Raw genomic sequence first — 26,166 nt, forward strand, 5'->3', positions numbered from 1 at the left:
GAGTGGCAAGGCGACAGAATGCTTGTCACTCGTTCGACTGAACCTTCATCAGGAACACACATCCCGCACGCTTGCTACCCCTCCGACGACTTACCACCCGAACGAGTCGAACCCGCCGCAGCTCCGGCCTTCACGCCCCCCGCGCCCTGGCCGCCGACCGAGGGCTTTGCGCCGCCCGAAGGCGCCTCGAATGATTCCAACGCCTCAAGAACGTCCTGGACACGGGAGATCTCGCCCTGAATGTCCTGCCGCCTGCGCACCAGGACCTCCAGCTCGCGGCGTCCCTCGTCGACCAGCCGCTCGGCCTCCGCCTTCGCCTCCGCGAGGGCCTTCTCGGCCTCGCGGGCCAGTTCGGCCTTCTTCTGCTCGGCCTCCTTCAGGAGCGCCTCGGCCTTGCGCACCGCGGCGATGCGCACCTTGCTCGCCTCGCTGCTCGCGTCCGACACCAGCTCCTTGGCCTTCGCCTCGGCCGCGGCGCTCTGCTCGGTGGCCGCCCGCACCAGCTTGTCCACGCGCTCGCCGGCCGACTTCATCTGCTCGGCCGACTCCCGGCGGGCCCGCTCGTGCAGCTCCTCGACCTCCGCCTCGACGCGGCCGCGCAGCTCCTCCGCCCGCTCCCTTATGGCCGACGCGTCCGTACGCGCCCCGACCAGCAGCTCGTCCGCGTCCGTACGGGCCTTCTCCACCAGGGAGTTGCCCTCCACGGTCGCCTCCGAAGAGATCCGCACGGCCTCCTTGCGGGCCGCGTCGACCATCGCGTCGGCCTGCTCCTCGGCGGCCGTGGTGGCGGCCAGCGCCTGCTTGCCCGCCTCGGCGGTGAGCTTGTCGGCCTCCGCCGCGGCCTCGGTGATGAGCCGGTCGACCTGCTCCGCGGCCTCGCTGCGGCGCTTGTTGGCCTCCTCGCGCGCCTCGTCCAGCAGCCGCTCGGACTCCGTCCGGGCCTCCGTACGCATGCGCTCGGCCTCGGTCGCCGCCTCCGCCTTGACCCGCTCGGCCTCCGACCGGGTACGCGTCGCGTGCTCCTGCGCCGAGGACAGCGCCTCGGACGCCTCCGCGCGCAGCCGCTCGGCCTCGTTCGAGGCCTCGCCGACCGTGCGCTCGTTCGCCTTGCGGGTCTCGGCGGTGAGCTTGTCCGCCTCCGACGCGGCCTCGGTGATGAGCCGGTCCGCCTGCTCGGCGGCCTCGGTCCGCAGCCGGTTCGCCTCGGCGCGCGCCTCGTCCAGCGTCTGCTCGGCCTCGCGCTCCGCACTCGCCAGGGTCTCGTTCGCCGCGACCGTGACGCGGTCCGCCTCCGCGGTGGCCTCGCCGATGATCCGGCCGCCCTCCGCACGGGCGTCGTCCAGGGTCCGCTCCGCCTCGGCGCGCAGCCGCTCCGCCTCCGCGGTGGCCTCGCCGACCGTGAGCTCGTTGGCCGCACGGGTCTCGTCGACCAGCCGGTCGCCCTCGTTGCGGGCATCGACCAGCACCCTCGCGGCGTCCCGCTCGGCCGCGGCCAGGGTGTCCGCCGCCTGCTTGGTGAGCCGTTCGGCCTTCGCCGTCGCCTCGCCGACCGTCTCGGCGTTCGCCGCCAGGGTCTCCTCGGTGAGCCGCTCGGCCTCACCGCGCGCCTCGGCCAGCGTGAGCTCGGCCTCGGCACCGATGGCCTCCGCCGCGGCCGCCGCCTCGGCGGTGATCCGCTCGGCCTCGGCGGTCGCCTCGCCGACCGTCTCGGCGTTCGCCGCGAGGGTCTCCTCGGTGAGCCGCTCGGCCTCCGCCGTCGCCTCGGCGGTGATCCGTCCGCCCTCGGCGCGTGACGCTTCCAGGGCCTCCGCCGCCTCGCCGCGGATGCGGTTCGCGTCGTCCCGGGCATCCGCCCGGGTCCGGGCGGCGTCCCGCTCGGCCGCCGCCAGGGCGTCCGTGGCCTCGGTCCGCACCCGCTGCGCGTACTCGGCCGTGTCGCTGCGCAGTTGCTCAGCCTCGGCGATCGCGTCGCCGACCGTCCGCTCCGCGAGCGCCTTGGCCGCGTCCGTCTCGGCGCGCGCCTCACTGCGGATCCGGTTGGCGTCCTCGGTGGCCAGCTCCCGCTCCGCGTACGCGTCGCCGCGGACCCGCCCGGCCTCTTCCTCGGCCTCGGTCCGCGTGCGCTCCGCCGCGTGTTCGGCCGCGCTGCGCAGTCCGGCGACCTCCTCCTCGGCCTGCTCGTGCAGCCCGGCCACGGAGTCCCGCACCTGCTGGGCGGTGGCCTCCGCCGCCGCCACGACCTCGGACGCGCGCCGCTCGGCCTCCTCGGTCAGCCAGACCGCCTCGGCCTGCGCCTCCTCGGAGCGCTTGCGGGCCTGCGCCAGCAGTTCCTCGCTCTGCTCCCGGGCCTGCGCCCGCTCGTTCTCCGCGTCGGTCCGCGCCGACGCCAGGGTCTCCTCGGACTCCCGGCGGCGCCGGGCGGCCTCCTCCTGTGCGGCGGCCAGCGCCTCCGCGGCCTCCGCGGCGACCCGCTCGGCCGCCGCCTTCGCCTCGGAGCGCAGCCGGTCCGCGGTCTCCTGCGCCTCGGAGCGCACCCGCTCGGCCTCGGCCTCGGCCTCGCCGGTCAGGCGTACGGCGGCCTGCTCGGCCTCCGCGCGCACCCGGCCGGCGTCCTGCGCCGCTTCGCCCCGCAGCTGGTCGGCCTCGGCCTGCGACTGCGCCTGGAGGGTCCGGATCCGCTCCGCCGACTCGGCGCGCAGCCGGTCGGTCTCCTCGCCGGTCTCCCGGCGGATGTTCTCCGCCGCGGAGCGGGCGTCGCGCAGCGTCTGCTCGGCCGTGCCCAGCCGGTTCTCGGCCTCCGTGTGGAGGCGTACGAGTTCCTCGTCGGCCTCCGCCCGCTTCGCGGCGACGGCCTGCTCGGTCTCCGCGCGCCGGGCGAGAGCCGCAGCGTCCGCCTCGGCCCGTACGGCTTCCGCCTGCTCCTCGGCGTCGGCGCGCAGCCGCTCCGCCTCGCCGCGGGTCCGCTCCAGGGTCTCCTCGGCCTGCCTGCGCAAGGTGGTGGCCCGCTCGACGGCCTCGGCGCGGACGCGCTCGCTCTCGGCGGTCGCCCCGCCGCGCAGCTCGTCCGCGTCCGCCTTGGCCTTGCCGAGGAGTTCCTCGGCCGTCCGGGCCGCCTCCTCGATCTGCTGGACCGCCTCGCGGCGGGCCTCGCCGCGGATCCGCTCGCCCTCGGCGACGGCCTCCGCGCGCAGCTGCTCGGCCTCGCCGCGCAGCCGCCGGGCCTCCTCCTGGAGTTCGACCGTACGGGCCCGGTACTCCTCGGTGTCGTCCTTCGCGGCGCCCTTGAGCTCATCGGCCGTGGCCGCAGCCTGCAGGCGCAGCCGGTCGGCCTCCGCCTCGGCCTCGCGGCGGATCCGCTCGGCCTCCTCGGACGCGGCCCGGGTGGTGGCCCGGGCGTCCTCCGAGGCCTTGTTCAGTACGTCCTCGGCGGTGCGGGCGGCCTTCGCCAGCTGCGCCGCCGTGTCCTCGGCCGCCGCCGTACGGGCCTGGTCGCCGGCCTCGCTGCGCAGCCGCTCGGCCTCCGCGCGGGCATCGGCCAGGGACTGCTCGGCCTCCGACTTGAGGGCCTCGGCCTCCTTGGTGGCCTCGCCGACCAGCCGGGCCACCTGCTCCTTGGCGGTGCGGGTGCGCTGCTCGTTGACGGACTCCGCCGAGGCGAGCTGGCGGGCCGCGCTCTCCTTGGCCTCGGCGAGGACCTTGTCGGCCGCGGAGCGGGCCTCGCGCAGCGCGGCGTCGGCCTCCTGCACGCGGGCCTCGGCCACCCGGCCGAGGTCGAGGGTCTGCTGACGGGTCTGCTCCGCCTCGGCGGAGGTGGTGGAACGCAGCCGCTCGGCGTGCTCACTGGCCTCCTGGGCCTGCGTGGAGGCGGCGGTCAGCAGCCGCTCGGCCTCCTTGCGGGCGCGCAGCAGGGTGGCCTCGGCCTCCGCGCGGGCGGTCTCCGCGTCGGCGGCCATCCGGCGCCGGGTCTCCTCGGCGACCCGGGCGGCCTCGGCGCGGGCGGCGTTCAGGGACTGCTCGGCCTCGGCGCGGGACTCCTCCATGAGCCTGCGCGCCTGGGACTCCGTACGGGCGCGCAGCTGCTCGGCCCAGGCCACGTTCTCGTTGACGTGTGCCTCGACGGTCTGGCGGCGCTCGTTGAGCTCCTGGTCCAGACGCTGGCGGCGGTTGACGGCCTCGCTGTGCAGTTCGGCCTGCAGTCGTGCCTGGTGCTCGGCGTGCTCCTGGAGGATGCGCTGGGTCTGGGCCCGGGCGTCGCGCAGCTCGCGCTCGGCGTCGGAGCGCATCTGGTCGGCCTGGATCTGGGCATTACGGAGCAGCTGCTCCGCCTGGTACCCCATGTCCGCGCCGTCGTAGGCGGGGCGGGACGCCAGAGCTCGGCGTACCTCGTGGAGCTTGGCGCGCAGCACCTCGACCTGGTATCCCAGGTCCTCAGCGTGCTGGACGGCCTTCCCGCGCTCCTTCTTCAGCCGCTCCATCTCGGCCTCGAAGCGCGAGAGATGGTCGGCCTCGGCCTGATGGCTCTCCTGGCTTTCGTAGCCCCGCACAGCGCGGTCCCATCCGTCCCCTGGTCGCAAGCTCACTCCCAAATGAGCATCGCTCGCCCGCTGAACGACGCCCCCGGGTGAATGGTGTCAGATACCGGGGCAGGGGTCACAGGCCCCGACCCCGTCTCCGCACCGAACCCCGGCCGAGCCATGGCCACTCTACCGGCCGGGGAATGGGGACATCAGTGCTCGGGGTTGGAGGTGACGAGTTCGGTGAGGACTCCGTGGCAGTCCTTGGGGTGCAGGAAGGTGATCGAGGACCCCATGGAGCCGGTCCTGGGCTGGTCGTACAGGACGCGGACGCCCTTGCCGCGGATGGCTTCCGAGTCGCCCTGGACGTCCTCGGTGCCGAAAGCGATGTGGTGGACCCCCTCGCCGTTCTTCGCCAGCCACTTGCCCACCGCGGAGTCCTCGCGGGTGGGCTCCAGCAGCTGGAGGTAGGAGGCGCCGCCGTCGGACGTCTCGTTGATCTTGAGCATGGCCTCGCGGACGCCCTGCTCCTCGTTGACCTCGGTGTGGAAGACCTCGAAGCCGTACGTGGCACGGTAGAACTCGACGGTCTTGTCCAGGTCGAAGCAGGCGATCCCGATGTGGTCGATCCTTGTCAGCATGGAACCAGTGCACTGCCGAAGAGGGTGGTTACGCAACGTGCCAGCGATCACACCGGCAGCCCGGTGACGGCGCGGGTACCGCTCAGTACATTCATGTAAACCCTCGTTCACTCCTCATCCTCAAGGGGCTGTGCCTCATGTCCGGATCGAACAACACCACCTCAGTGATCGTCGCCGGGGCCCGCACGCCCATGGGGCGGCTGCTCGGCTCGCTGAAGTCCTTCTCGGGTGCCGACCTCGGCGGCTTCGCCATCAAGTCCGCGCTGGACCGGGCCGGGATCTCCGGCGACCAGGTGCAGTACGTGATCATGGGGCAGGTGCTCCAGGCCGGTGCGGGCCAGATCCCCGCCCGCCAGGCCGCGGTCAAGGCCGGCATTCCGATGAACGTGCCCGCCCTGACCATCAACAAGGTGTGCCTCTCCGGGCTGGACGCGATCGCGCTCGCCGACCAGCTGATCCGCGCGGGTGAGTTCGACATCGTGGTCGCCGGCGGCCAGGAGTCCATGACGAACGCCCCGCACCTGCTGCCCAAGTCGCGCGAGGGCTACAAGTACGGCGCCATCGAGATGCTCGACGCGATGGCCTACGACGGTCTCACCGACGCCTTCGAGAACATCGCGATGGGCGAGTCCACGGAGAAGCACAACACCCGCCTGGGCATCGAGCGCGCCCCGCAGGACGAGTTCGCCGCCGCCTCGCACCAGCGGGCCGCCGCCGCGCAGAAGAACGGCGTCTTCGAGGCGGAGATCACTCCGGTCGAGATCCCGCAGCGCAAGGGCGAGCCCGTGGTCTTCTCGCAGGACGAGGGCATCCGTCCGGAGACCACGGTGGAGTCCCTGGGCAAGCTGCGCCCGGCCTTCGCCAAGGACGGCACGATCACCGCCGGCACCTCGTCGCAGATCAGCGACGGCGCCGCCGCCGTGGTCGTGATGAGCAAGGCGAAGGCCGAGGAGCTGGGCCTGGAATGGCTCGCCGAGATCGGCGCCCACGGCAACGTGGCCGGTCCCGACAACTCCCTCCAGTCGCAGCCGTCGAACGCCATCGCCCACGCCCTGAAGAAGGAGGGCCTGCAGGTCGCTGACCTGGACCTCATCGAGATCAACGAGGCCTTCGCGGCGGTCGCCGTGCAGTCAATGAAGGACCTCGGCGTGACCCCGGAAAAGGTGAACGTCAACGGTGGCGCCATCGCCCTGGGGCACCCGATCGGCATGTCCGGCGCCCGCGTGGTGCTGCACCTGGCGCTGGAGCTCAAGCGCCGTGGCGGCGGGACCGGCGCGGCCGCGCTGTGCGGTGGCGGCGGCCAGGGCGACGCCCTGATCGTCCGCGTGCCCAAGGCGTAGCACGAGCCCGGCAGCACCCGCCCGTACCCGTACCCGTACGAGAACCGAGGAGCGCAGCACGTATGACGGCGGTGGACGTCCCCCAGCTGGTGGCCCAGGCACGTGAAGGCCGGCCGAGAGCGGTGGCCCGGCTGATCTCGCTGGTGGAGGGGGCGTCCCCGCAGTTGCGCGAGGTGATGGCGGCGCTGGCCCCGCTCACGGGCAACGCGTACGTGGTGGGGCTGACGGGGTCGCCGGGCGTCGGCAAGTCGACCTCGACCTCGGCGCTCGTGTCGGCGTACCGCAAGGCCGGGAAGCGGGTCGGCGTCCTCGCCGTCGACCCGTCCTCGCCGTTCTCCGGCGGGGCGCTGCTCGGCGACCGGGTGCGGATGTCGGACCACGCCTCCGACCCGGGGGTCTACATCCGCTCCATGGCCACCCGCGGCCACCTGGGCGGTCTCGCCTGGGCGGCCCCGCAGGCCATCCGGGTGCTGGACGCGGCCGGCTGCGAGGTGATCCTGGTCGAGACGGTCGGGGTCGGCCAGTCGGAGGTGGAAATCGCCGCGCAGGCCGACACCTCGGTGGTGCTGCTGGCGCCCGGGATGGGCGACGGGATCCAGGCCGCGAAGGCGGGGATCCTGGAGATCGGTGACGTGTACGTGGTGAACAAGGCTGACCGGGACGGGGCGGACGCCACCGCCCGGGAGCTGAACCACATGCTGGGGCTGGGCGAGTCCCGGGGGGCGGGGGACTGGCGTCCGCCGATCGTCAAGACCGTCGCCGCGCGGGCGCAGGGCATCGACGAACTCGTCGAGGCGCTGGAGAAGCACCGTGCGTGGATGGACGAGCACGGGGTGCTGGCCGAGCGGCGTACGGCGCGGGCCGCCCGCGAGGTGGAGACGATCGCGGTGACGGCCCTGCGGGCCCGCATGGCGGATGTGCACGGGGACGACCACGTCGGCGCCCTGGCCGCCCGGGTCGCGGCCGGCGAGATGGACCCCTACGCGGCCGCGGACACGCTCCTGGCGACGCTGACGGAGGCCTGAGAGGCCGTACGCCCTACGCCGTACGCGAGAGCCGCGCCCCGATCGACCGGGGCGCGGCTCTCGCGCGTCTGTGGGGCGGACCGCTCAGGCGTTGGGACGCTTGCCGTGGTTCGCCTTCTTCTTCTTGCGTGCTCGCTTCTTGTTGCCGCGCTTGGCCATGACGCCACTCCCTCGAAGATCGGGGTAAACCGGGCGCTCGTCAGTCTAGGGGCGCCCGGTCCGGTCCGCATCAGATCCCGCGGGCCGGTGGGCGTCAGTTGTCGTCGTTGTCGTCCGAGTCCGAGTCGGACACTGTCGCCTTCCCCGACGCGGGGTCGACGTGCACGTTGGTGGTCTTGTCGCCGGACTTGATCTCGACGTTCCAGTAGGGGGCGGAGGCGTTGTCGTCATCGTCGTCCCACTCCACCGACGAGACCTGGCCGGGGTGGGCGGCGAGGGCTGCCTTCATCGCCTGCACGGCGGTGACCTTCGCGCTGAGCAGCGCCTTGTTCCCGCCGGCGTCGTCGCTGTCTTCGTCGGCGTTCTCGGTGAACACCTTGCCGCTGCGGGTGTCGACCGTCAGTTCCGCGTGCTTGCCGTTCTTGGCGATGATGTCGACGTGCCAGACGGCGTCGTCCTTGTCGACGGACTCCACGACGCCGGGGTACTTCTTCAGCGCGGCGGAGGTTGCCTGCTCGGCGGTCATTTCGGAGCGGGCCGCCGCTGCCGCGGGGGCGGATCCCGCCGCGTCGGCTGTGTTCGCGGCGGCGGCCGCCACCGGGCCCCCGATCATCAGGGCCACGGCCGCGGCCGTCGAGACGTACGCCTTGTGCGTGCAGTGCATGGCTGACCTCCTCAGGCCGGCCATGCGCTGACGGTTGCCCGGCGGGCGGCCGGCGAGCGAGCGTTACCGACCATCCATTCTCCGGGCTGCCGCCGGGGACGGCACCCCGGCGAGGGGCGGGCCGGCGTCAGGCCTTGCCGCGGTTGCCCCGCAGGTGCTCCGCCACCGGGCGCAGCGACTCGCGCAGCGCGGCCAGAGCCTCGGGCGGCAGCAGGTCGATGAAGTGCCGCCGGACGGACGCCACGTGATGCGGAGCGACCTTTCGCATCGTCTCCATGCCCTCGTCCGTGAGCACCGCGAACAGGCCGCGGCGGTCGGACTCGCAGTTCACGCGGCGGACCATGCCCGCCGCCTCCATGCGCGTGATCTGGTGGGACAGTCGGCTCTTTGACTGCAGGGTGGCGGTCGCGAGATCGCTCATCCGCATCCGGTGGTCCACCGACTCCGAGAGGTTCACCAGGATCTCGTAGTCGTTGTTGGTGAGACCGAAGGGCTGGAGGTCCTTCTCCAGCTGGTGCATCAGCAGTCGGCTGACGTCCAGGTGGGTGCGCCAGGCGCACTGTTCGGCGTCGGTCAGCCAGCGGGTCCCGCCGGACTCCGTCCGGGGGAGGTCTGCCGTCTCGGTCTCCATGGTCTCCATGAGTGAACTCTACCTAAGAAGTTGAATTACGTACAAAAATGGGGCGGGTAAGCGGTTACAGTCCGAAGCGCCGCTGGAGATCACCCAGCTGCCCCGGCATCCGCGGCACGCCCAGCTGCCCCAGCGGGCCCTGGCCGGCTCCCGGCACGCCCTGCGCGTTGCCCGTGGCCGCGCCGGCGCCTACCGCTCCGACCGCCTGCTCCGCCATCAGCATCTCCGACGACTGCAGCAGGACCGTGCCCGCCCCCACGAACTCGAACTGGTGCTCCTCGCCCGAGGTGCCGCCGATGCCGGTCAGCGAGCGCAGCCCGCCCATCACGCCCGACATGTAGCCGTGATCGTAGTGGTGGCACGGCGAGGGACAGTCCGCCCAGCCCACCAGCGCCTGCGGGTCCACGCGCAGCGGCGGCTCCATGAAGACCACCGGCCCGTTGGACGCCGCCACGAACTTGCCCGTTCCGATCAGCGTGAGGAAGCCCGGGACGATCGACTGCTTCAGGGCCAGCGAGGGCTGGTACGCGAGCAGGTTGCCCGACCGTATGGTCAGGTTCCCGTTGTCCAGGTCGTACGAGTTCACGTCGAAGGCCCGGTCGGCCAGCAGCATCTTGCCCTGGCCCTCGGCCACCACCCAGTCGCTGGCGTGCAGCGGCGAGTGGAAGCTGGTGCGCAGCAGCCGGTCGAAGCGGCCGTTGCCGATGCCGTTGAACTCGATGCTCCCGTAGTACGAGATCATCTTGCCCTTCTGCAGGAACCACTGGCTCCCCTTGAGCTCCACGCAGAAGGTGTACGCGTTCACGTTGTCGTCGGAGGGCAGGGTGTACGGGTCGTAGACCGTCGGGCCGCCGGGGCCGCCCGTCACGGGGCCAAAGTTCACAGCTTCTCCTCCGAGGCCTGTACGTACACCGCGCCCTGGCCGGACAGCTCCAGCTGGAACGCCTCGCCCGAGCCGCGCCCCACCATGTCCCGCCAGCCGAGCGCGGTGGAGAGCTTGTTGCGTACGTCCCCGTGGTGGGCGACGTACGCCTGCGGGTCCACGTGGACCGGGCGCTGGGGGGTGATGGGGAGCTCGATGACCCCACCGTGCGCCATCACGGCGACCGCGCCGTGCCCCTTGAGCGTGGTGGTGAACAGCCCCTGGCCGGTCACCTGGCCGCGGACCATGCCCATGACCCCGCCCTGCGAGCCCATGAACATCGTGCCCTGCTGGAGGTTGCCGTCGAAGGCCAGCAGCCGGTCGGCCTCGACGTAGAGCGTCTCGCCGGTCAGGCTGATCACCTGGATGTGGTGGCCGCCGTGGCCGAACATCACGGTGCCGTTGCCCTCGACCGTCATCAGCGGGGTCTGCTCGTTCGCCACCCGGCGCCCGATCATGCCCATCACCCCGCCCTGACCGCCTGTCAGGCTCGGGGTGAAGGAGACCTCGCCGCGGTACGCGAGCATCGCGCCGCGCTGGCTGTACATCCGCTGCCCGGGGATCACCTGGGCCTCGACCATCTTCGAGTTGATCTCGCGGAACGGCATCAGATGTCGCCCCCGATGGTGTTGCGCTCGCTGGGCTGCACGTAGACCAGGCCCTCGCCCTCGAAGCGGATCTGGAAGGACTCCCCGGAGCCCTCGCCGATCAGGGTGCGGAAGTTGACACCCGACTGGAAGGACTGCTGGAGGTTTCCGGTGTGCGCGATGTACGCCCCCGGGTCGACGGAGAGCGGGTACTGGGCGCTCACGCGCAGCACCACCGCGGGACCGTCGGACATGATCGCCGCCTGGCCCGAGCCCTCGACGGTCGTGGTGAACAGGCCATTGCCGGTCGTCGCGCCGCGCAGACCGGTGAAGGTCGTGCCGGTGCGCAGCCCCGCGTCGGTGCACAGCAGGTTGCTGGACTCGACGTAGAGCTTCTCGCCGCGCAGGTCGACGAGATTGATCTCGCTCGCGCGGTCGGCGAAGAAGCAGGTGCCGTGCCCCTGCACTTCCATCACGGTCATCTGCTCGCCGGTGAGCCGGCGGGTCACCATTCCGCGGAGGCCTTCGCCGCCGCCGGTCATCTTCTTGAAGGCCATCTGACCGTCGTACGCGACCATGGAGCCGTTCTTCGCTTTCACGGCATCCCCGGTCAGGTCGACGGCGAGCACCTTGCTGCCTTGGAGTCGGAACTGAGCCACGGGATGACGTTATCGGCAGTGGGCGGGCACGAACAGGGTCCCGTGGCCGATATACGCCACACCCGGGCGGTAACGGACGCCGAACGGATGCCGTGCGCGCACCTTTCGGCGGCCCGCGGGCAGCGGCCCGGGTCAGGGGCCGGGTCAAGATCACGCAAAAGCGGCTGAGACACTGGGACGCCCTGACCTCCACCCCGAAGGTTCCCCGTGGACATCAAGACCGCCTCCGCCCTGCACCGGCTGCGCCTCATCTCCGTCCCGGAGGCGCTGTCGTTCCCGGCCCTGCTGATCTTCGGCTCGCTGCTGAGCCGGATCTCGGACATCGACTACCTGATGATGCCGCTGGGCATCCTCCACGGGATCCTGTTCGTCATCTACGCGGTCTTCCTGCTGGATGTCTGGAACAAGGCGAAGTGGCCGGTCTCGAAGGTCGCCCTGTTCTTCGGGCTGGCGCTGCTGCCGTTCGGCGGCCTGTACGGCGACCGGCTGCTCAAGCGGGACGAGGCCGACAGTGTGATCGCGGCCCGCGCGCGTGCGGCGGCCGACGCGTGATCGTCGCGTTCTCCGTGACCCCGCTCGGGGTCGGCGAAGAAGTCGGGGAGTACGTGGCCGACGCGGTCCGCGTGGTCCGTGAGTCCGGCCTGCCCAACCGCACCGACGCCATGTTCACCACCGTCGAGGGTCAGTGGGACGAGGTCATGGACGTGGTCCGGCGCGCCGTGGCCGCCGTGGAGGAGCGGGCGCCGCGGGTCTCCTTCATCCTGAAGGCCGACATCCGGCCCGGGGTCTCGGACGGGATGACCTCGAAGGTCGAGACGGTGGAACGCCACCTCGCCGAGGGCTGACGCGCTCACACGGCGTGGATGTGCACGTCCGGCGGATTCAGCACCGCCAGATAAGCAGCGATGTCCTCCGGGTCGCTGGTGAAGATCACGGCGCTGCCGTGCTTCGTGGCTGCCAGGGCCACGCAGGCATCCACCGCGTCGGCCCCTTCTTCGGTGGGAGTCGGGCTGCCCCAGGACGGTGCCGATCCGGCGCCAGTCGGCCAGGCCGAAGCCCGTTGCGCAGGCGACGCACTCAGGCCGGCCCGCCCTGGTTTCGCGCATCGGCGGGGCCGAGCTGCGCGCCTGCGGCACCGTGCAGTCTCTGAGGGCGGTGCCCAGTCCGTGCGCGAGCGCCGCATGCTCGCGGCGACCCCGCTGGCCGGGTTCGCCGACCCGGCGGGACTGGCCCGGGCCGCCGCCGCCTCCTTCGTCGGCATCGAGCTGCACGAGGGCGTGGACCCGCAGGGCGTCGGCCGGGCGCTCGACGCCCTGGAGCAGCTCGCCGGGCTCGCCCAGGCGCTGGAAGGCCTCGGGCCGCTGAGCCAGCGCGCGGTCCGGCACGGACTGCGGCGCGGCGGCCGCGGCTGAGGCGTGCGGCACCGTGCGGGTCAGGGAGCCGGGTCGCCCGTCGTGAGGGCGATGGCCAGTGGAGTGCGCTCGTAGAGGACCTGGTGGCCGTGGCGGGCGGAGACGAGCAGGCCCGCCGCGTGCAGGACCGTCAGGTGCGCCGAGACGGTGGAAGGGGCCAGCCCGAGCCGGTGGGCCAGCGCCGTGGTGGAGGCCGGTTCGTGCAGCGCGCACAGCACATCGGCCCGGGCCCGGCCCAGCAGACGGGCCAGCGCGTGCGGGGTCGGCCCCGCCCGGGCGGTCCACAGCGCGCCGACGCCCCGCGCCGGGTACACCAGCGTCGGCTGCCACGGCGGGTCGTAGCCGCCGACCACCTCCGGCCAGACGAACGCGCTCGGCATCAGCAGCAGCCCCTGCCCGTCCAGCGCGCGGTCGTGGTGCGCGGGCCGCTCGATGGTCAGCGTCGCCGTCTCCTCGTACCAGCGCAGCTCCGGATGGAGCCCGTCGAACAGCGCCTGGAGCCCGCCCGCCGCGAGGCGCCGCGAGTGGAAGACGATGTCCGCCTCCAGCAGTGCCCGCAGCCGCGGCCAGTGCGGGGCGATCAGCGCCTCCCAGGCCCGCTCGGTGAGATCGGCCAGCTCCCGTACCGCCCGCGCCGGATCCGCGAGCATCCGCTGCCCGATGTCGCTCTCCAGGGCGCCCGGGGTGCACACCAGGGAGAGCCGCAGGTCCTCGCGCGCCGCCCGCGGATCGGCCGCGCGCACCCGAGCCAGCTCCTCCTCGAAGGTGACGGAGGGACCGAGCGGCGACGGGCTGAGGAAGTCCGGGTGGTGCCCGGCCCGCGGCATCAGCAGCCACAGCGGACGCAGGTCCAGCCCCTCGGCGGCCGCCCGGACCTGCCGCAGCCACGGCAGGTGGTAGGTCTGCCGGTGCGGCCGCAGCAGGGTCCGTACCGCCTCCTGCGTCTCCCAGCGAGCGGACACGGCGAAGCGGCACCGCAGCAGGTCGCCGGGCCCGAACCGGTAGTGGAAGCCCATCGCGCCCCTCCCCGCCCCTTCGCGTCCCCGTCCGCGTCCCGTCCACCGAAGATTCGTGCGGGGACGAATCTCTACGGCGCCCACCGTAGCCGCGGCGAAGCTGCCGGACATGTCAGCCGTCACCTCCGCCTCCAGCGGCTACCGGGCCGTCTTCCGTACGGGCGAGTTCCGCCCCGTCTTCGCCGCGCACCTGATCTCCGTGCTCGGCGTGGTCGTCGCCGAGATCTCCCTCACCGTCCTCGTCTACCGCGCCACCGGCTCGCCCCTGATGAGCGCGCTCACCTTCGCCCTCGGCTTCCTCCCGTACGCCCTCGGCGGCACCCTGCTCGCCGGGATCGCCGACCGCCACCCCGCCCGGCGCGTGCTCGTCGGCTGCGACCTCCTCTGCGCGGCCTGCGCCGCGGCCATGGCCCTGCCGGGCACCCCCGTCGCGGTGCTCCTCGTACTGCGCTGCGCGATGGCGTTCGTGGCGCCGCTGTTCCAGGGCGCCCGCGCCGCCTCCCTCACCGACATCCTGGGCGCCGGCGACGCCTTCGTCCTCGGCCGCTCACTGCTGCGCATGGTGGCCCAGAGCTCCCAGCTCATCGGCTTCGGCCTCGGCGGGCTGCTGCTCACCGTCCTCGCGCCGCGCGGGGCCATCGGCCTGACCGCCGCCGGATTCCTGGGCTCCGCGCTCCTGCTGGGCCTCGGCACGCGCAGCCGCCCCGCCCGCGGGGGCTCCCGCGAGTCCCCGCTGCGCGGGCTGCGCGCCGTCCTCGGGGACCGCCGGATCCGGGTGCTCACCCTGCTGTTCTGGCTGCCGCCCGTCTTCGTCGTCGTACCGGAGGCCCTGCTCGCCCCCTACGCCGCCGGTCTCGGCTCCGGGACCGTGGCGCTGGGGCTGCTGATGTGCGCGATGCCCGTCGGCACCATCGCCGGCGAACTCTGGGCCGGCTCGGCCCTCACCGCCCGAACGCGTTCCCGGATCACGGGCCCGCTCGTGGCCGCCGGACTGCTGCCGCTGCTCCTGTACGCCGTCCGGCCCGGCGTACCGCTGGCGCTCGCCGCCCTGCTGCTCGCCGGCCTGGCCCACGCCTACACCCTCGGGCTCGACCAGTGGTACGTCGACGCCGTCCCCGAGGAGCTGCGCGGCCGCGCGATGACCCTGCTCAGCACCGGTCTGATGACCCTCCAGGGCGTGGGCATGGCCCTGGCCGGCCTCGCCGCCGAGTTCTTCCCCGTGCACCAGGTCGTCACCGCCGCCGCGATCCTCGGCACGGCCGTCGTCCTGCTGCTGCTCGCCGAACTCCGCGCCTGCGCCCCGGAGCGGGAACGGCCGAGGAGTGAGACGGGACTCGCCGCCAAATGACCGCCCGGTAGGGTCTGTCGCGTGCCCAAGCCGCTCAGCCTTCCCTTCGATCCCATCGCCCGCGCCGACGAGCTCTGGCAGCAGCGCTGGGGGCCGGTGCCCTCGATGGCCGCCATCACCTCGATCATGCGGGCGCACCAGATCCTGCTCGGCGAGGTCGACGCGGTGGTCAAGCCGTACGGTCTGACCTTCGCGCGGTACGAGGCGCTGGTGCTGCTCACCTTCTCCAAGGCCGGCGAACTGCCGATGTCGAAGATCGGCGAGCGGCTGATGGTCCACCCGACGTCGGTGACGAACACCGTCGACCGGCTGGTGCGGTCCGGGCTCGTCGACAAGCGGCCCAACCCGAACGACGGCCGCGGCACCCTCGCCTCCATCACGGACAAGGGCCGCGAGGTCGTCGAGGCCGCCACCCGGGACCTGATGGAGATCGACTTCGGACTCGGCGCGTACGACGCCGAGGAGTGCGCGGAGATCTTCGCGCTGCTGCGCCCGCTGCGGGTCGCCAGCGGGGACTTCGACGAGAAGTAAGCCCCCGTCAAGATCGAGCAAAACGGACGGTTAGTCTCAGTGGCATGAAGAAGAGCGTGCTGACCCGCTACCGGGTGATGGCCTTTGCCACCGCCGTGATGCTGCTGGTGCTGTGCACCTGCATGATTTTCAAGTACGGCTTCGACAAGGGCGCCGATCTGACGTTCGTGGTGTCCCAGGCCCACGGCGTGCTCTTCATGATCTACCTGGTCTTCGCCTTCGACCTGAGCTCGAAGGCCCGCTGGCCCTTCGGCAAGATGCTCTGGGTCATGCTCAGCGGCACCATCCCGCTGGCCGCGTTCTTCGTCGAGCGCAAGGTCCGCGCCGAGATCGAGCCGCTGGTCAGCGGCGGTCTCGCGACCGCCGAGGCCTGATCGTCACAAACCCCCGGGGCATCTCCCGGGGGTTTGCCATCGACATTTACTAGGACGTCCTAGTAAATTCATGGGTATGGACGCAGACGCCATCGAGGAAGGCCGCCTTCGCTGGCAGGCCCGTTACGACAGGGCCCGCAAGCGCGAGGCCGACTTCACCACGCTCTCCGGCGATGCCGTCGAACCGGTCTACGGGCCCCGGCCCGGCGACGCGTACGAGGGATTCGAGCGCATCGGCTGGCCGGGCGAGTACCCGTACACCCGCGGCCTGCACGCCACCGGGTACCGCGGCCGGACCTGGACCATCCGGCAGTTCGCCGGGTTCGGGAACGCCGAGCAGACCAACGAGCGCTACAAGATGATCCTGGCCGCCGGCGGCGGCGGGCTCTCCGTCGCCTTCGACATGCCCACCCTCATGGGCCGGGACTCCGACGACCCCCGCGCCCTCGGCGAGGTCGGCCACTGCGGGGTCGCCATCGACTCCGCCGCCGACATGGAGGTCCTCTTCAAGGACATCCCGCTCGGTGACGTCACGACCTCGATGACCATCTCGGGCCCAGCCGTGCCCGCCTTCTGCATGTACCTGGTCGCCGCCGAGCGGCAGGGCGTGGACCCCGCCTCCCTCAACGGCACGCTCCAGACGGACATCTTCAAGGAGTACATCGCCCAGAAGGAGTGGCTCTTCGAGCCCGAGCCGCACCTGCGGCTCATCGGCGACCTCATGGAGTACTGCGCGAAGGGCATCCCGGCCTACAAGCCGCTGTCCGTCTCCGGCTACCACATCCGCGAGGCCGGAGCCACGGCCGCGCAGGAGCTCGCGTACACCCTCGCCGACGGCTTCGGCTACGTGGAGCTCGGGCTCTCCCGCGGCCTGGACGTGGACCACTTCGCGTCCGGCCTGTCCTTCTTCTTCGACGCGCACCTCGACTTCTTCGAGGAGATCGCCAAGTTCCGCGCCGCGCGCCGGATCTGGGCCCGCTGGATGAAGGAGGTCTACGGGGCGAAGAGCGAGAAGTCCATGTGGCTGCGCTTCCACACGCAGACCGCCGGGGTCTCCCTCACCGCCCAGCAGCCGTACAACAACGTCGTGCGCACCGCCGTGGAGGCCCTCGCGGCCGTCCTCGGCGGCACCAACTCGCTGCACACCAACGCCCTCGACGAGACCCTCGCGCTGCCGAGCGAGCAGGCGGCCGAGATCGCCCTGCGCACGCAGCAGGTGCTGATGGAGGAGACCGGGGTGGCCAACGTGGCCGACCCGCTGGGCGGTTCCTGGTACGTGGAGCAGCTCACCGACCGCATCGAGGCCGACGCCGAGAAGATCTTCGACCAGATCAAGGAGCGCGGCCTGCGCGCCCACCCGGACGGGCAGCACCCGATCGGGCCGATCACCTCGGGCATCCTGCGCGGCATCGAGGACGGCTGGTTCACCGGGGAGATCGCCGAGTCGGCCTTCCAGTACCAGCGGGCGCTGGAGAAGGGCGACAAGCGGGTCGTCGGCGTCAACGTCCACCACGGGTCGGTCACCGGGGACCTGGAGATTCTGCGGGTCAGCCACGAGGTGGAGAAGGTACAGGTACGGGAGCTGGCCGAGCGCAAGGACCGGCGCGACGACGCCAAGGTGTCCGGGGCGCTGGCCGCGATGCTGGAGGCCGCCCGGGACGGGTCGAACATGATCCCGGCCATGCTGGACGCGGCGCGGGCCGAGGCCACGATGGGCGAGATCTGCAACGTGCTGCGCGAGGAGTGGGGCACCTACACCGAGCCGCCCGGCTTCTGAGACCCCGTCGGCCGGAAAGGCCGGTCATGGCGCCCTACGGTGGCGGCATGGCCGGCCCTTCCGCTGTTTCGATCAACCGCGCCGTGCCCGGCGTGAGCGTCCGCGTGGTGATGCAGACCGGCTGCGGACCGTACGCGTACGTCGTCGTCGACTTCGAACCGCCCGGCCCGGACGGCGGGCAGGAGTTCCTGTACACCGTGCCCGACGCGCGGCTGCCGCACGAGTTCCTGCCCGCGGTGTGGGAGGGCATCCGGGAAGGGCTCGGCGCAGTGGCGGCCACCGTGCTGCTCACCGACGGGGGCTTCCACGAGGTCGACTCCAGGGACTACGGCTACTGGCTGGCCGGCCGAGAGGCGGGCCGAGCCGCCCTCGCGGCCTCGGGGCTCGGACCCCCGCCGCAGGACCAGGGCCGGCAGATCCGGGTGAACTGGCCGGGGAAGCCCCGGCCGAAGCCGAAGGAGGGCGCCTGACCCCGCCCCGCGTCAGGGCTGGGCCGGGCCCCGGAGGCCGTGCATCAGGAGCGCCGTGAAGGTGGACACCCAGAGCTCGTCCACCGGTTCGGAGCTCACCAGCGCGCGGTGCACCACGGTGCCCGCGATCACGTCGAAGATCAGGTCGGTGGTGCGGCCCGTGAGGGACTCGTCCTCCTCGTACGGGAGTTCCCCGCGCGCCTGGGCCCGCTCGCGCCCCAGTACGACGAGACGTTTCTGCCGGTCCACGATGGCCGACCGGATCCGGCAGCGCAGGGCCTCGTCCCGGGTGGACTCGGCGACCACCGCCATCAGGGCCGTACGGGCCTCCGGGCGCCGCAGCAGCTCCGCGAACTGCAGGACCACGTACTCGACGTCGGCTTCGAGGGAACCGCGGTCGGGCAGTTCCAGCGAGTCGAAGAGTTCCGCGACCGCGTCCACGACCAGCTCGTTCTTGCCCGCCCAGCGCCGGTACAGGGTGGTCTTGGCCACGCCGGCCCGCACCGAGACGTCGCCCATCGTCAGCTTCGACCAGCCCAGATCCACCAGCGCGTCCCGCGTCGCGGCGAGGATGGCGGCGTCCGCGGTGGCGCTGCGGGGGCGGCCGGTCCGGCCAGGGCTGGGGTTGCGCATGGCCGAGACCATACCCGCCGGTAGCCGACCGGGCCGCTGTGGTTCAGATCACGGGGCGCCGTGGGGCCGGGAGGAGTTACGCTACGGCTCGTAGCGTAAGAGCGACAACCACGCGAAGGGCTACTGGCGCCAGGTGGGGACCCGGCGCCGCACCGTTTCGACGGTCGCGACGAGGTAATTCTCGCGATCTTTTTCGTCGGCGCGCGCACACGGGGGAGGATGTACGCATGCAGCCCAGAAACATGTCCATGAGCGGCGTCGTCGACCTCGCCGCGGTGAAGGCGGCCGGCGAGGCCAAGGCCAAGGCCGAGCAGGCCCGCGCCGAATCGGCGCGGCAGGCGGCACAGGGCGGCGGGACCGGCCCGGCCGCCGGCGCCGTGCCGCCGTCCGCGCTCGTCATCGACGTAGACGAGGCCGGCTTTGAACGCGATGTGCTCCAGCTCTCCGCCGAGGTCCCGGTCGTCCTGGACTTCTGGGCCGAGTGGTGCGAGCCGTGCAAGCAGCTCAGCCCGCTCCTGGAGCGCCTGACCGTCGAGGCGAACGGCCGGCTCGTACTGGCCAAGGTCGACGTGGACGCCAACCAGATGCTGATGCAGCAGTTCGGCATCCAGGGCATCCCGGCCGTCTTCGCCGTGGTCGCGGGCCAGGTGCTGCCGCTGTTCCAGGGCGTGGCCCCCGAGCAGCAGATCCGCGAGACCCTCGCCCAGCTGGTCCAGGTCGCCGAGGAGCGCTTCGGGATCATCGGCATCGAGGTGGACCCGAACGCCGAGGGTGCGGCCCCGGCCGCCGAGGCCGAGGTCCCGGCCGGTCCGTACGACGCCCTGCTGGAAGCGGCCGTCGCCGCGCTGGACGCCGGTGACCTGAGCGGCGCGGTGCAGGCGTACAAGAACGTGCTCTCCGACGACCCGGCCAACAGCGAGGCCAAGCTGGGCCTGGCCCAGACGGAACTCCTCATCCGGGTCCAGGGCATGAACCCGCAGGCGGTGCGCACCGCGGCCGCCGAGAACCCGCGCGACCCGGCGGCGCAGATCGCCGCGGCCGACCTCGATCTGGTCGGCGGGCACGTCGAGGACGCCTTCGGGCGCCTGGTGGACACCGTGCGCGTGACGTTCGGTGACGACCGGGACGCCGTACGGCTGCGCCTGCTGGAGCTGTTCGAGGTCATCGGCGCGGACGACCCGCGGGTGTCGGCGGCGCGTACGGCACTGGCGCGGGTGCTGTTCTAGGAGCGGCTCCAGGAGCGGCTCCGAGAGCCGCCGCGAAGGCCGGTGGACCACCGGCGATTTATTGACACAGAGAGAAACAGCGGCCGCGCTTTGCCAAAACTTGGCAATTGCGGCCGCTGTTACTCGCAGTAAGCCGAACCCCGTGAACTGTCCGGTGTGTTCACTCTTCCCCCGTTCTGTCGTGGCCCTCGGTGACACCCTGTGTTGCTGCCCGACAACAGGAGGCAGCACCCCGGTTATCTGGCCGTTACCCGCCAGTAACGACCCCCCTTGTGCCCCGGCCGGGAATGGACCACGATCGGCGACGCTCGGTCCTTCCCGCAGAGCCGCTCACCCGGAGCCGCGGTGGAGGGTCCCCACCGAGCCGGCCGGTGGCAGTGGCACCGGCCGTGGGACAGGGGGGTCTCTGCCGCACGGCAGGGCCTGTCCTCCAGGTTGCGCGAACGCGTGGCCCAGTGGTTGTCGCTCGGGGGTGATCGCCGGTGTACGGGACGTGGCACAGCCGCGGCCGGGCCGCCAGCGCTCCTTCCCGAGGACGTAGCACTTCTCCCATCCCAGGACGGGTACGGCCCGGACCGGAGATGTACGTCCGAGAAGGAGGAACGAATAATGAGTTCTCAGGTTCGTGGCGGGACCAGATGGAAGCGCTTCGCGCTCGTCATGGTGCCGAGCATCGCGGCCACCGCCGCGGTCGGTGTGGGTCTGGCGCAGGGTGCCCTCGCGGCGTCCTTCAGCGTCTCCGGCCAGGACTTCAAGGTCTCGGCCGACAAGCTCGACGGTGACAACCTCATCCAGTACGGCGGCATTGCCAAGGGGCACGACCTGAAGACCGGCAAGGAGGTTGACCACCCGGTCACCATCTCCGGGTTCAGCCACGCCGAGATCACCAACATGTGCCAGTCCCTGGTCACCCCGACGCCGCTGGGCAACATCACGCTCCAGCTGCGTACGGGCCACAAGGGCAAGCCGGCCGTCGCCGACAACATCTACCTGGATGTTGCCGAGCTCGACACCGACGCCGAGTTCACCAACCTGGACATCGGTGTCGCGGTCGGTGACGCGAGCCACAAGACCAAGCCGCAGGCCGGCACGGTCTCCAGCCCGTACGCGTTCTCGCAGCGCGCGGACAAGGCGATCCTGTCGAACGTGCGCCAGAAGGCGTGGGCGACGACGGCGGGCACCTTCCGGCTGCCCGACCTCAAGCTGCGCCTCATGGGCGGCGACCAGCCGTGCTACCAGGACGAGAAGTAATCCGTCCCGGCGAGTGACCGGAGGGGCGGCCGGCGGCGCGAGTCGCCGTCCGCCCCGTCCGGGCTCCACAGAGTTCTCAAGTACCACCGTTTCCAGGGAGCTGTTGTCCATGAACCCCCAGGCCCCGGTTTACGTTCGCGCCGAAGATGACGCCTGGCTCACCGCGGTGTACTACCGCTTCCACGCGTGGAGCGGCCGCCGTCCGTTCTGGGCCGGGCTGTTCACGTTCCTCGGCGGCTTCCCGATCGCGTACTTCCCGTACGCGGACCTCCGGCTGGGCAACGTCAGTCTGGCGATGGCCACCACGGGTGGCGCCGGCGCGCTGATCATCGGCGTCCTGCTGATCACGCTCGGCCTGGCCTTGTGGTTCCAGCAGGCCATCCGCGTCTTCGCCGGTGTCGCCGCGATCCTGCTCGCCCTGGTCTCGCTCCCGGTGTCCAACCTCGGCGGCTTCTTCATGGGCTTCCTCCTCTCCATGCTCGGCGGCGCCCTCGCCCTGTCGTGGGCCCCTGGTCAGCCGGTGGAAGAGGCCCCGGTCGACCAGCGGCCCGCCCCGGTGGACATGGGCAAGGCGGAGTCGGCGGTCGGCCCCCAGGGCTTCCCCGCACACCGTGAGACGGAAACGGCACACGCGAGCGAGACGACTGCCCACGCCGATGGCGGGAGGAACAGTGCGGGGTGACGAGACGCAGCGGGGCGTGGCCCCAGGCGCAGAGTCCCGCGAGATCAAGGGGCCGCGGCATGCGGCGCCCAGGAAATCGCTGCTGAACAAGCTCCAGATACCCGTCGGCAAGACGATGGCGCTGGCGGCCATGCCGACGGCCGTGTTCGTCGGGATGGGCATGGCGCCCAAGCTGGCCGTGGCCGACGAGAAGGACATCCCCTTCGCGCCCGGCCCGTGCGTGACGCGGTCCGACGAGCCAGCCGAGTCGGCGTCCCCGACGCCCTCGACGTCGCCTTCGCCTTCGCCGAGCGCGTCGGCCAGTGCGAGCCCCTCGCCGTCCGCGTCGGGTTCCGCGAAGCCGAAGCCGAGCACGTCCCCGTCCCCGTCGGCGACCAAGCCCGCGGCCGACAAGCAGGCCGACGCCCCGGCGCCGAAGACGTCCCCGTCCGCGACCCCGTCGCCGACCAAGACCACGAACCCGCTGGACCCGCTGGGTCTCGGCGACGCGCTCAAGGGCCTGGTCGACGAGCTCGGCAACCCGCTCAAGGACGCGAAGACGCCGGTGACCCCGACGCCCGCGCCCTCCACGACCGCTCCGCAGACGCCTGCCCCGGCCCCGTCCAAGGCTGCGGACCCGGCGGCGGACGCGATCCGCGACGCGGCGAAGAACGCCGGCGTCGACGTCAAGGAGCTGTCCGACGAGGTCAAGGACACCGCCAAGACCCCGAAGGACGAGACGGGCGAGGGCAAGGCCGACGACGACAAGGCCAAGACCGAGGAGAAGAAGGACCCGGACGGGAAGGAACCCTTCCCCTGCCCGACCTATGACGCCAAGGCGCTGGCCGACGCCGAGCTGGAGCAGGGCGTCCCGCTCCTGCCGGACGAGCCCTGGTACCTGGACAGCTCCCTGCTGACCCTCTACGGCCTGGACTACCACGGCATCGTCGAGGTGAAGACGGCCGGCGGCAAGACCAAGAAAGTCCTGAAGTTCACCGCGGACTCGCTGGACATCAAGGACCTCTACCAGACGGTCGGCAAGGAGGGGAACGTCGCCCACCTGAAGTCCCGTCCGGGCTCCACGTCCAAGATCCGCGGCGGCACGGTGACGATGTACACCGAGAGCCTCAAGGGCAACCTCTTCGGCCTGATCCCGATCGAGTTCACCCCGAACAGCCCGCCGCCGCTGAACGTCCCGTTCGCGTTCTTCACGAACGTCAAGGTCGTCCAGGCCGGCCAGTTCGGCGGCACGCTCACCGTTCCGGGCCTGAAGAACTACATCGGCCCGCCGGAGTAACGGTCCCGCACAGGCCTGAGGCCCGCTCCCCACAGGGAGCGGGCCTCAGTCGTGCGTGTGGTGCTCAGGCGTCGAACCGCGGCAGGACCTCGGTGTTCATCCCGTACTCGTCGAAGATGCCCACCAGCGCGCGGGTCATGGCTTCCACACCGGGTTCGCGGACGATCACCAGATCCTTGACCTGGAGGTAGGAACCGTCGGCGCAGAAACACCGAGGGCGGCACCCCGATCCTCCTCGGGATCGGGGTGCCGCCCTCGGTCTCTGTGCGGCAGAGTTCAGGCGGTGGGTGGGGGACTTCCCAGCGGTGGCCGGGGGAGTCAGTCGCGCTCGCCGCCGCCCAGGTGGTGGACGCGGACCATGTTGGTGGTGCCCGGGACGCCGGGGGGCGAGCCGGCGGTGATGATCATGGTGTCGCCCGGGTTGTGGCGGCCCAGCTTGAGCAGCTCGCCGTCCACCAGGTCGACCATCGCGTCGGTGTTGTTCACGTGCGGGACGATGTAGGACTCGACGCCCCAGCTCAGCGTGAGCTGGTTGCGGGTGTTGGCGTCGGTGGTGAAGGCCAGGATCGGCTGGGTCACGCGGTAGCGCGACAGCCGGCGGGCCGTGTCACCGGACTGGGTGAAGGCGATGAGCGCCTTGCCGTCGAGGAAGTCCGCGATCTCGCAGGCCGCGCGGGCGACGGAGCCGCCCTGGGTGCGGGGCTTCTTGCCCGGGACCAGCGGCTGGAGGCCCTTGGAGAGGAGCTCCTCCTCGGCCGCCGTGACGATCTTCGACATCGTCTTGACCGTCTCGATCGGGTACGCGCCGACCGAGGACTCGGCCGACAGCATGACCGCGTCCGCGCCGTCGAGGATCGCGTTGGCGACGTCGGACGCCTCCGCGCGCGTCGGGCGGGAGTTGGTGATCATCGACTCCATCATCTGGGTCGCGACGATCACCGGCTTGGCGTTGCGGCGGCACATCTCGATGAGCCGCTTCTGGACCATCGGGACCTTCTCGAGCGGGTACTCGACGGCCAGGTCGCCACGGGCCACCATGACCGCGTCGAAGGCGTCGACCACGGCCGCCATGTTCTCGACGGCCTGCGGCTTCTCGACCTTGGCGATGACGGGGACCCGGCGGCCCTCCTCGTCCATGACCTTGTGGACGTCCTTGACGTCGTTGGCGTCGCGGACGAAGGACAGGGCGACCATGTCGCAGCCCATCCGCAGGGCGAAGCGGAGGTCGTCGACGTCCTTCTCCGACAGGGCGGGGACGTTGACGGCGGCACCCGGCAGGTTGATGCCCTTGTGGTCCGAGATGACACCGCCCTCGATGACGATGGTCCTGACCTGGGGGCCGTCGACCTCGGTCACCCGGAGCTCGACGTTGCCGTCGTTGATCAGGATCTGGTCGCCCTTGGAGACGTCACCCGGCAGACCCTTGTAGGTCGTGCCGCAGATGGACTTGTCGCCCGGGACGTCGTCGGTGGTGATGGTGAACTCGTCACCGCGCACCAGCTCGACGGGGCCCTCGGCGAAGGTCTCCAGACGGATCTTCGGGCCCTGGAGGTCGGCGAGGACGCCGACGGCGCGCCCGGTGTCCTCGGAGACCTTCCGGACGCGGTCGTACCGCTCCTGGTGTTCTGCCTGGGACCCGTGGCTGAAGTTGAATCGGGCCACGTTCATACCTGCCTCGATGAGCGCTTTCAGCTGCTCATACGAGTCGACGGCGGGGCCCAGCGTGCAGACGATTTTGGAACGGCGCATGACTGGATCCTATCGGTTTGTTTCGTAGCGGAATATTCCGTCTGGCGGAAAGTCCAAGTGACTAGTGAGTAACCAGCGCATACGCCTGGGTGGCGATCTCCAGTTCCTCATCCGTCGGGACCACGGCGACGGCCACCCGGGCAGAGTCCGCCGAGACCAGCCGCGGCTCGGGCGAGCGCACCGCGTTGGCCTCCAGGTCCAGCACCAGGCCCAGCTCGGCCAGGCCGTCCACCGCAGCTTCCCGGACCTGGTGGGCGTTCTCGCCGACCCCGGCCGTGAACGCCACCGCGTCCACCCGGCCGAGCACCGCCGAGTAGGCGCCGATGTACTTCTTCAGGCGGTGGACGTACGCCGCGAAGGCGGTGCTCGCCGCCTCGTCGCCCTCGCCCGCCCGCCGCAGCACTTCGCGCATGTCGTTGTCGCCGCACATGCCCAGCAGACCGCTCTTCTTGTTCAGGAGCGAATCGATCTCATCCACCGAGAGGCCGCCCACCCGCGCCAGGTGGAAGACGACCGCCGGATCCAGATCGCCTGAACGGGTCCCCATGACCAGACCCTCCAGCGGGGTCAGGCCCATGGACGTCTCCACGCACACCCCGCCGCGGACGGCCGAGGCCGAGGCGCCGTTGCCCAGGTGCAGCACGATCACGTTCACGTCCTCCACCGGCCGGCCCAGCAGCGCGGCCGTCGCCCGGGAGACGTAGGCGTGTGAGGTGCCGTGGAAGCCGTACCGCCGGATGGCGTACTTGTCGGCGGTCGCGGCGTCGATCGCGTACCGCGCCACGTACTCCGGCATCGTGGAGTGGAAGGCCGTGTCGAAGACGGCCACCTGCGGGATGTCCCCGCGCAGCCCGCGCGCCACCTCGATGCCCGTCACGTTCGCCGGGTTGTGCAGCGGGGCCAGCGGGATCAGGCTGCGGATCTCCGCCAGCACCTCGTCGTCGATGACGGTCGGCTGCGTGAACCTCGTCCCGCCGTGCACCACCCGGTGCCCCACCGCGGCCAGTTCGGGAGAGTCCAGGCCCGTCCCGTCGGCGGCCAGCTCCGCCGCTACGGCCCCCAGGGCCGCCTCGTGGTCGGCGATCCGGCCGAGCCGCTCCCGCTTGCCGCCCGCGGCGCCCGGCCCGGTCAGCGGCTCGTGCACCAGCCGGGAGGTCTCCTCCCCGACGCGCTCCACCAGGCCGACGGCGAGCCGGGAGCGGTCCGCCATGTCGAGGAGCTGGTACTTGACCGACGAGGAGCCGGAGTTGAGGACGAGTACGCGCGATGCGGTCACGGT

The 26,166-nt window shown here is 71.6% G+C and carries 25 protein-coding genes and 1 pseudogene; 14 read left to right on the forward strand and 12 right to left on the reverse strand.

What is annotated here, in order from left to right; genetic code table 11:
* Positions 1-74: 74 nt before the first annotated feature.
* Both scy and mce read right to left on the reverse strand, forming a co-directional pair.
* Positions 75-4,544: a polarized growth protein Scy gene (gene scy / locus OG429_RS26170; RefSeq protein ID WP_328927699.1), complete on the reverse strand. Its 4,470-nt coding sequence runs from the start codon at positions 4,542-4,544 to the stop codon at positions 75-77.
* Positions 4,545-4,726: 182 nt separating this feature from the next.
* Entirely contained in the window at positions 4,727-5,155 is a 429-nt protein-coding gene (mce, locus tag OG429_RS26175) for a methylmalonyl-CoA epimerase (RefSeq protein WP_215020519.1), read from the reverse strand.
* 137 nt (positions 5,156-5,292) lie between these two features.
* Between mce and OG429_RS26180 the strand changes: the two genes are divergently transcribed.
* Both OG429_RS26180 and meaB read left to right on the forward strand, forming a co-directional pair.
* Complete coding sequence (locus tag OG429_RS26180) at positions 5,293-6,495, forward strand: acetyl-CoA C-acetyltransferase (RefSeq protein WP_328927700.1); 1,203 nt, start codon at positions 5,293-5,295, stop codon at positions 6,493-6,495.
* Between the two features lie 62 nt (positions 6,496-6,557).
* Complete coding sequence (gene meaB / locus OG429_RS26185; RefSeq protein ID WP_328927701.1) at positions 6,558-7,520, forward strand: methylmalonyl Co-A mutase-associated GTPase MeaB; 963 nt, start codon at positions 6,558-6,560, stop codon at positions 7,518-7,520.
* Positions 7,521-7,604: 84 nt separating this feature from the next.
* On the opposite strand, the gene OG429_RS41495 is transcribed toward meaB, so the two are convergent.
* The 6 genes from OG429_RS41495 to OG429_RS26210 all read right to left on the reverse strand — a co-directional run bounded on the left by OG429_RS41495 (position 7,605) and on the right by OG429_RS26210 (position 11,142).
* On the reverse strand, positions 7,605-7,679 hold the full coding sequence (locus OG429_RS41495; protein ID WP_099895366.1) for a 50S ribosomal protein bL37: 75 nt from the start codon (positions 7,677-7,679) through the stop codon (positions 7,605-7,607).
* A gap of 94 nt (positions 7,680-7,773) precedes the next feature.
* Positions 7,774-8,343 (reverse strand): PepSY domain-containing protein, encoded by a 570-nt coding sequence (locus OG429_RS26190; protein WP_328927702.1) that lies wholly within the window; start codon positions 8,341-8,343, stop codon positions 7,774-7,776.
* A gap of 127 nt (positions 8,344-8,470) precedes the next feature.
* Positions 8,471-8,974, reverse strand: a complete 504-nt coding sequence (locus OG429_RS26195) for a MarR family winged helix-turn-helix transcriptional regulator (protein ID WP_328930424.1) — start codon at positions 8,972-8,974, stop codon at positions 8,471-8,473.
* Between the two features lie 64 nt (positions 8,975-9,038).
* On the reverse strand, positions 9,039-9,842 hold the full coding sequence (locus OG429_RS26200; RefSeq protein ID WP_328930425.1) for an AIM24 family protein: 804 nt from the start codon (positions 9,840-9,842) through the stop codon (positions 9,039-9,041).
* 11 nt (positions 9,843-9,853) lie between these two features.
* Entirely contained in the window at positions 9,854-10,504 is a 651-nt protein-coding gene (locus OG429_RS26205; RefSeq protein ID WP_328927703.1) for an AIM24 family protein, read from the reverse strand.
* A complete protein-coding gene (locus OG429_RS26210; RefSeq protein WP_328927704.1) occupies positions 10,504-11,142 on the reverse strand; it encodes an AIM24 family protein in 639 nt (212 codons plus the stop codon). The genes OG429_RS26205 and OG429_RS26210 overlap by 1 nt, the downstream gene beginning before the upstream one ends.
* 207 nt (positions 11,143-11,349) lie before the next feature.
* Between OG429_RS26210 and OG429_RS26215 the strand changes: the two genes are divergently transcribed.
* From OG429_RS26215 to OG429_RS26225, 3 genes and pseudogenes are all read left to right on the forward strand, one after another.
* The gene (locus OG429_RS26215) at positions 11,350-11,694 is read left to right on the forward strand and encodes a DUF3817 domain-containing protein (protein ID WP_328927705.1); all 345 of its coding nucleotides are present in this window, start codon (positions 11,350-11,352) and stop codon (positions 11,692-11,694) included.
* A complete protein-coding gene (locus tag OG429_RS26220; RefSeq protein WP_328927706.1) occupies positions 11,691-11,987 on the forward strand; it encodes an MTH1187 family thiamine-binding protein in 297 nt (98 codons plus the stop codon). The genes OG429_RS26215 and OG429_RS26220 overlap by 4 nt, the downstream gene beginning before the upstream one ends.
* A gap of 333 nt (positions 11,988-12,320) precedes the next feature.
* Positions 12,321-12,554: pseudogene (locus OG429_RS26225) on the forward strand (TetR/AcrR family transcriptional regulator); the annotation flags it as partial.
* A gap of 20 nt (positions 12,555-12,574) precedes the next feature.
* Here OG429_RS26225 and OG429_RS26230 read toward each other — a convergent pair.
* A complete protein-coding gene (locus OG429_RS26230) occupies positions 12,575-13,570 on the reverse strand; it encodes an ArsR/SmtB family transcription factor (protein WP_328927707.1) in 996 nt (331 codons plus the stop codon).
* Between the two features lie 109 nt (positions 13,571-13,679).
* Between OG429_RS26230 and OG429_RS26235 the strand changes: the two genes are divergently transcribed.
* The 5 genes from OG429_RS26235 to OG429_RS26255 all read left to right on the forward strand — a co-directional run bounded on the left by OG429_RS26235 (position 13,680) and on the right by OG429_RS26255 (position 18,070).
* Positions 13,680-14,918: an MFS transporter gene (locus OG429_RS26235; protein WP_328927708.1), complete on the forward strand. Its 1,239-nt coding sequence runs from the start codon at positions 13,680-13,682 to the stop codon at positions 14,916-14,918.
* Between the two features lie 21 nt (positions 14,919-14,939).
* A complete protein-coding gene (locus OG429_RS26240) occupies positions 14,940-15,449 on the forward strand; it encodes a MarR family winged helix-turn-helix transcriptional regulator (protein WP_328927709.1) in 510 nt (169 codons plus the stop codon).
* A 44-nt stretch (positions 15,450-15,493) separates the two neighbouring features.
* Positions 15,494-15,823, forward strand: a complete 330-nt coding sequence (locus OG429_RS26245) for a DUF3817 domain-containing protein (protein ID WP_328927710.1) — start codon at positions 15,494-15,496, stop codon at positions 15,821-15,823.
* 76 nt (positions 15,824-15,899) lie between these two features.
* A complete protein-coding gene (locus tag OG429_RS26250; RefSeq protein ID WP_328927711.1) occupies positions 15,900-17,600 on the forward strand; it encodes an acyl-CoA mutase large subunit family protein in 1,701 nt (566 codons plus the stop codon).
* Between the two features lie 47 nt (positions 17,601-17,647).
* Positions 17,648-18,070, forward strand: coding sequence for a hypothetical protein (locus tag OG429_RS26255; RefSeq protein WP_328927712.1), 423 nt, complete (start codon positions 17,648-17,650; stop codon positions 18,068-18,070).
* A 12-nt stretch (positions 18,071-18,082) separates the two neighbouring features.
* Here the strand turns inward: OG429_RS26255 and OG429_RS26260 are convergent, their stop codons facing one another.
* On the reverse strand, positions 18,083-18,703 hold the full coding sequence (locus tag OG429_RS26260) for a TetR/AcrR family transcriptional regulator (RefSeq protein ID WP_328927713.1): 621 nt from the start codon (positions 18,701-18,703) through the stop codon (positions 18,083-18,085).
* Positions 18,704-18,930: 227 nt separating this feature from the next.
* Here OG429_RS26260 and OG429_RS26265 point away from each other — a divergent pair, with 227 nt between their 5' ends.
* From OG429_RS26265 to OG429_RS26280, 4 genes are all read left to right on the forward strand, one after another.
* The gene (locus OG429_RS26265) at positions 18,931-19,929 is read left to right on the forward strand and encodes a tetratricopeptide repeat protein (RefSeq protein ID WP_328927714.1); all 999 of its coding nucleotides are present in this window, start codon (positions 18,931-18,933) and stop codon (positions 19,927-19,929) included.
* 609 nt (positions 19,930-20,538) lie between these two features.
* Entirely contained in the window at positions 20,539-21,180 is a 642-nt protein-coding gene (locus OG429_RS26270) for a DUF6230 family protein (RefSeq protein WP_328927715.1), read from the forward strand.
* A gap of 109 nt (positions 21,181-21,289) precedes the next feature.
* Positions 21,290-21,862: a DUF6114 domain-containing protein gene (locus OG429_RS26275; protein WP_328927716.1), complete on the forward strand. Its 573-nt coding sequence runs from the start codon at positions 21,290-21,292 to the stop codon at positions 21,860-21,862.
* Complete coding sequence (locus tag OG429_RS26280; RefSeq protein WP_328927717.1) at positions 21,852-23,138, forward strand: hypothetical protein; 1,287 nt, start codon at positions 21,852-21,854, stop codon at positions 23,136-23,138. Before OG429_RS26275 ends, OG429_RS26280 begins: the two co-directional genes overlap by 11 nt.
* Before the next feature lie 318 nt (positions 23,139-23,456).
* Here OG429_RS26280 and pyk read toward each other — a convergent pair whose 3' ends face one another.
* Both pyk and OG429_RS26290 read right to left on the reverse strand, forming a co-directional pair.
* Complete coding sequence (gene pyk, locus OG429_RS26285; RefSeq protein ID WP_328927718.1) at positions 23,457-24,887, reverse strand: pyruvate kinase; 1,431 nt, start codon at positions 24,885-24,887, stop codon at positions 23,457-23,459.
* Between the two features lie 61 nt (positions 24,888-24,948).
* The gene (locus OG429_RS26290) at positions 24,949-26,163 is read right to left on the reverse strand and encodes an acetate kinase (RefSeq protein ID WP_328927719.1); all 1,215 of its coding nucleotides are present in this window, start codon (positions 26,161-26,163) and stop codon (positions 24,949-24,951) included.
* Positions 26,164-26,166: the final 3 nt, after the last annotated feature.

The organism is Streptomyces sp. NBC_00190 (assembly GCF_036203305.1).
Classification (GTDB): Bacteria; Actinomycetota; Actinomycetes; order Streptomycetales; family Streptomycetaceae; genus Streptomyces.

Excerpts from the sequence above, each read along its gene's own strand:
- mce (WP_215020519.1), bottom strand. The coding sequence starts at position 5,155 with ATGCTGACAAGGATCGACCACATCGGGATCGCCTGCTTCGACCTGGAC.
- OG429_RS26180 (WP_328927700.1), top strand. The coding sequence starts at position 5,293 with ATGTCCGGATCGAACAACACCACCTCAGTGATCGTCGCCGGGGCCCGC.
- meaB (WP_328927701.1), top strand. The coding sequence starts at position 6,558 with ATGACGGCGGTGGACGTCCCCCAGCTGGTGGCCCAGGCACGTGAAGGC.
- OG429_RS26190 (WP_328927702.1), bottom strand. The coding sequence starts at position 8,343 with ATGCACTGCACGCACAAGGCGTACGTCTCGACGGCCGCGGCCGTGGCC.
- OG429_RS26195 (WP_328930424.1), bottom strand. The coding sequence starts at position 8,974 with ATGGAGACCGAGACGGCAGACCTCCCCCGGACGGAGTCCGGCGGGACC.
- OG429_RS26205 (WP_328927703.1), bottom strand. The coding sequence starts at position 10,504 with ATGCCGTTCCGCGAGATCAACTCGAAGATGGTCGAGGCCCAGGTGATC.
- OG429_RS26230 (WP_328927707.1), bottom strand. The coding sequence starts at position 13,570 with ATGGGCTTCCACTACCGGTTCGGGCCCGGCGACCTGCTGCGGTGCCGC.
- OG429_RS26235 (WP_328927708.1), top strand. The coding sequence starts at position 13,680 with ATGTCAGCCGTCACCTCCGCCTCCAGCGGCTACCGGGCCGTCTTCCGT.
- OG429_RS26245 (WP_328927710.1), top strand. The coding sequence starts at position 15,494 with ATGAAGAAGAGCGTGCTGACCCGCTACCGGGTGATGGCCTTTGCCACC.
- OG429_RS26250 (WP_328927711.1), top strand. The coding sequence starts at position 15,900 with ATGGACGCAGACGCCATCGAGGAAGGCCGCCTTCGCTGGCAGGCCCGT.
- OG429_RS26255 (WP_328927712.1), top strand. The coding sequence starts at position 17,648 with ATGGCCGGCCCTTCCGCTGTTTCGATCAACCGCGCCGTGCCCGGCGTG.
- OG429_RS26260 (WP_328927713.1), bottom strand. The coding sequence starts at position 18,703 with ATGCGCAACCCCAGCCCTGGCCGGACCGGCCGCCCCCGCAGCGCCACC.
- OG429_RS26265 (WP_328927714.1), top strand. The coding sequence starts at position 18,931 with ATGCAGCCCAGAAACATGTCCATGAGCGGCGTCGTCGACCTCGCCGCG.
- OG429_RS26270 (WP_328927715.1), top strand. The coding sequence starts at position 20,539 with ATGAGTTCTCAGGTTCGTGGCGGGACCAGATGGAAGCGCTTCGCGCTC.
- OG429_RS26275 (WP_328927716.1), top strand. The coding sequence starts at position 21,290 with ATGAACCCCCAGGCCCCGGTTTACGTTCGCGCCGAAGATGACGCCTGG.
- pyk (WP_328927718.1), bottom strand. The coding sequence starts at position 24,887 with ATGCGCCGTTCCAAAATCGTCTGCACGCTGGGCCCCGCCGTCGACTCG.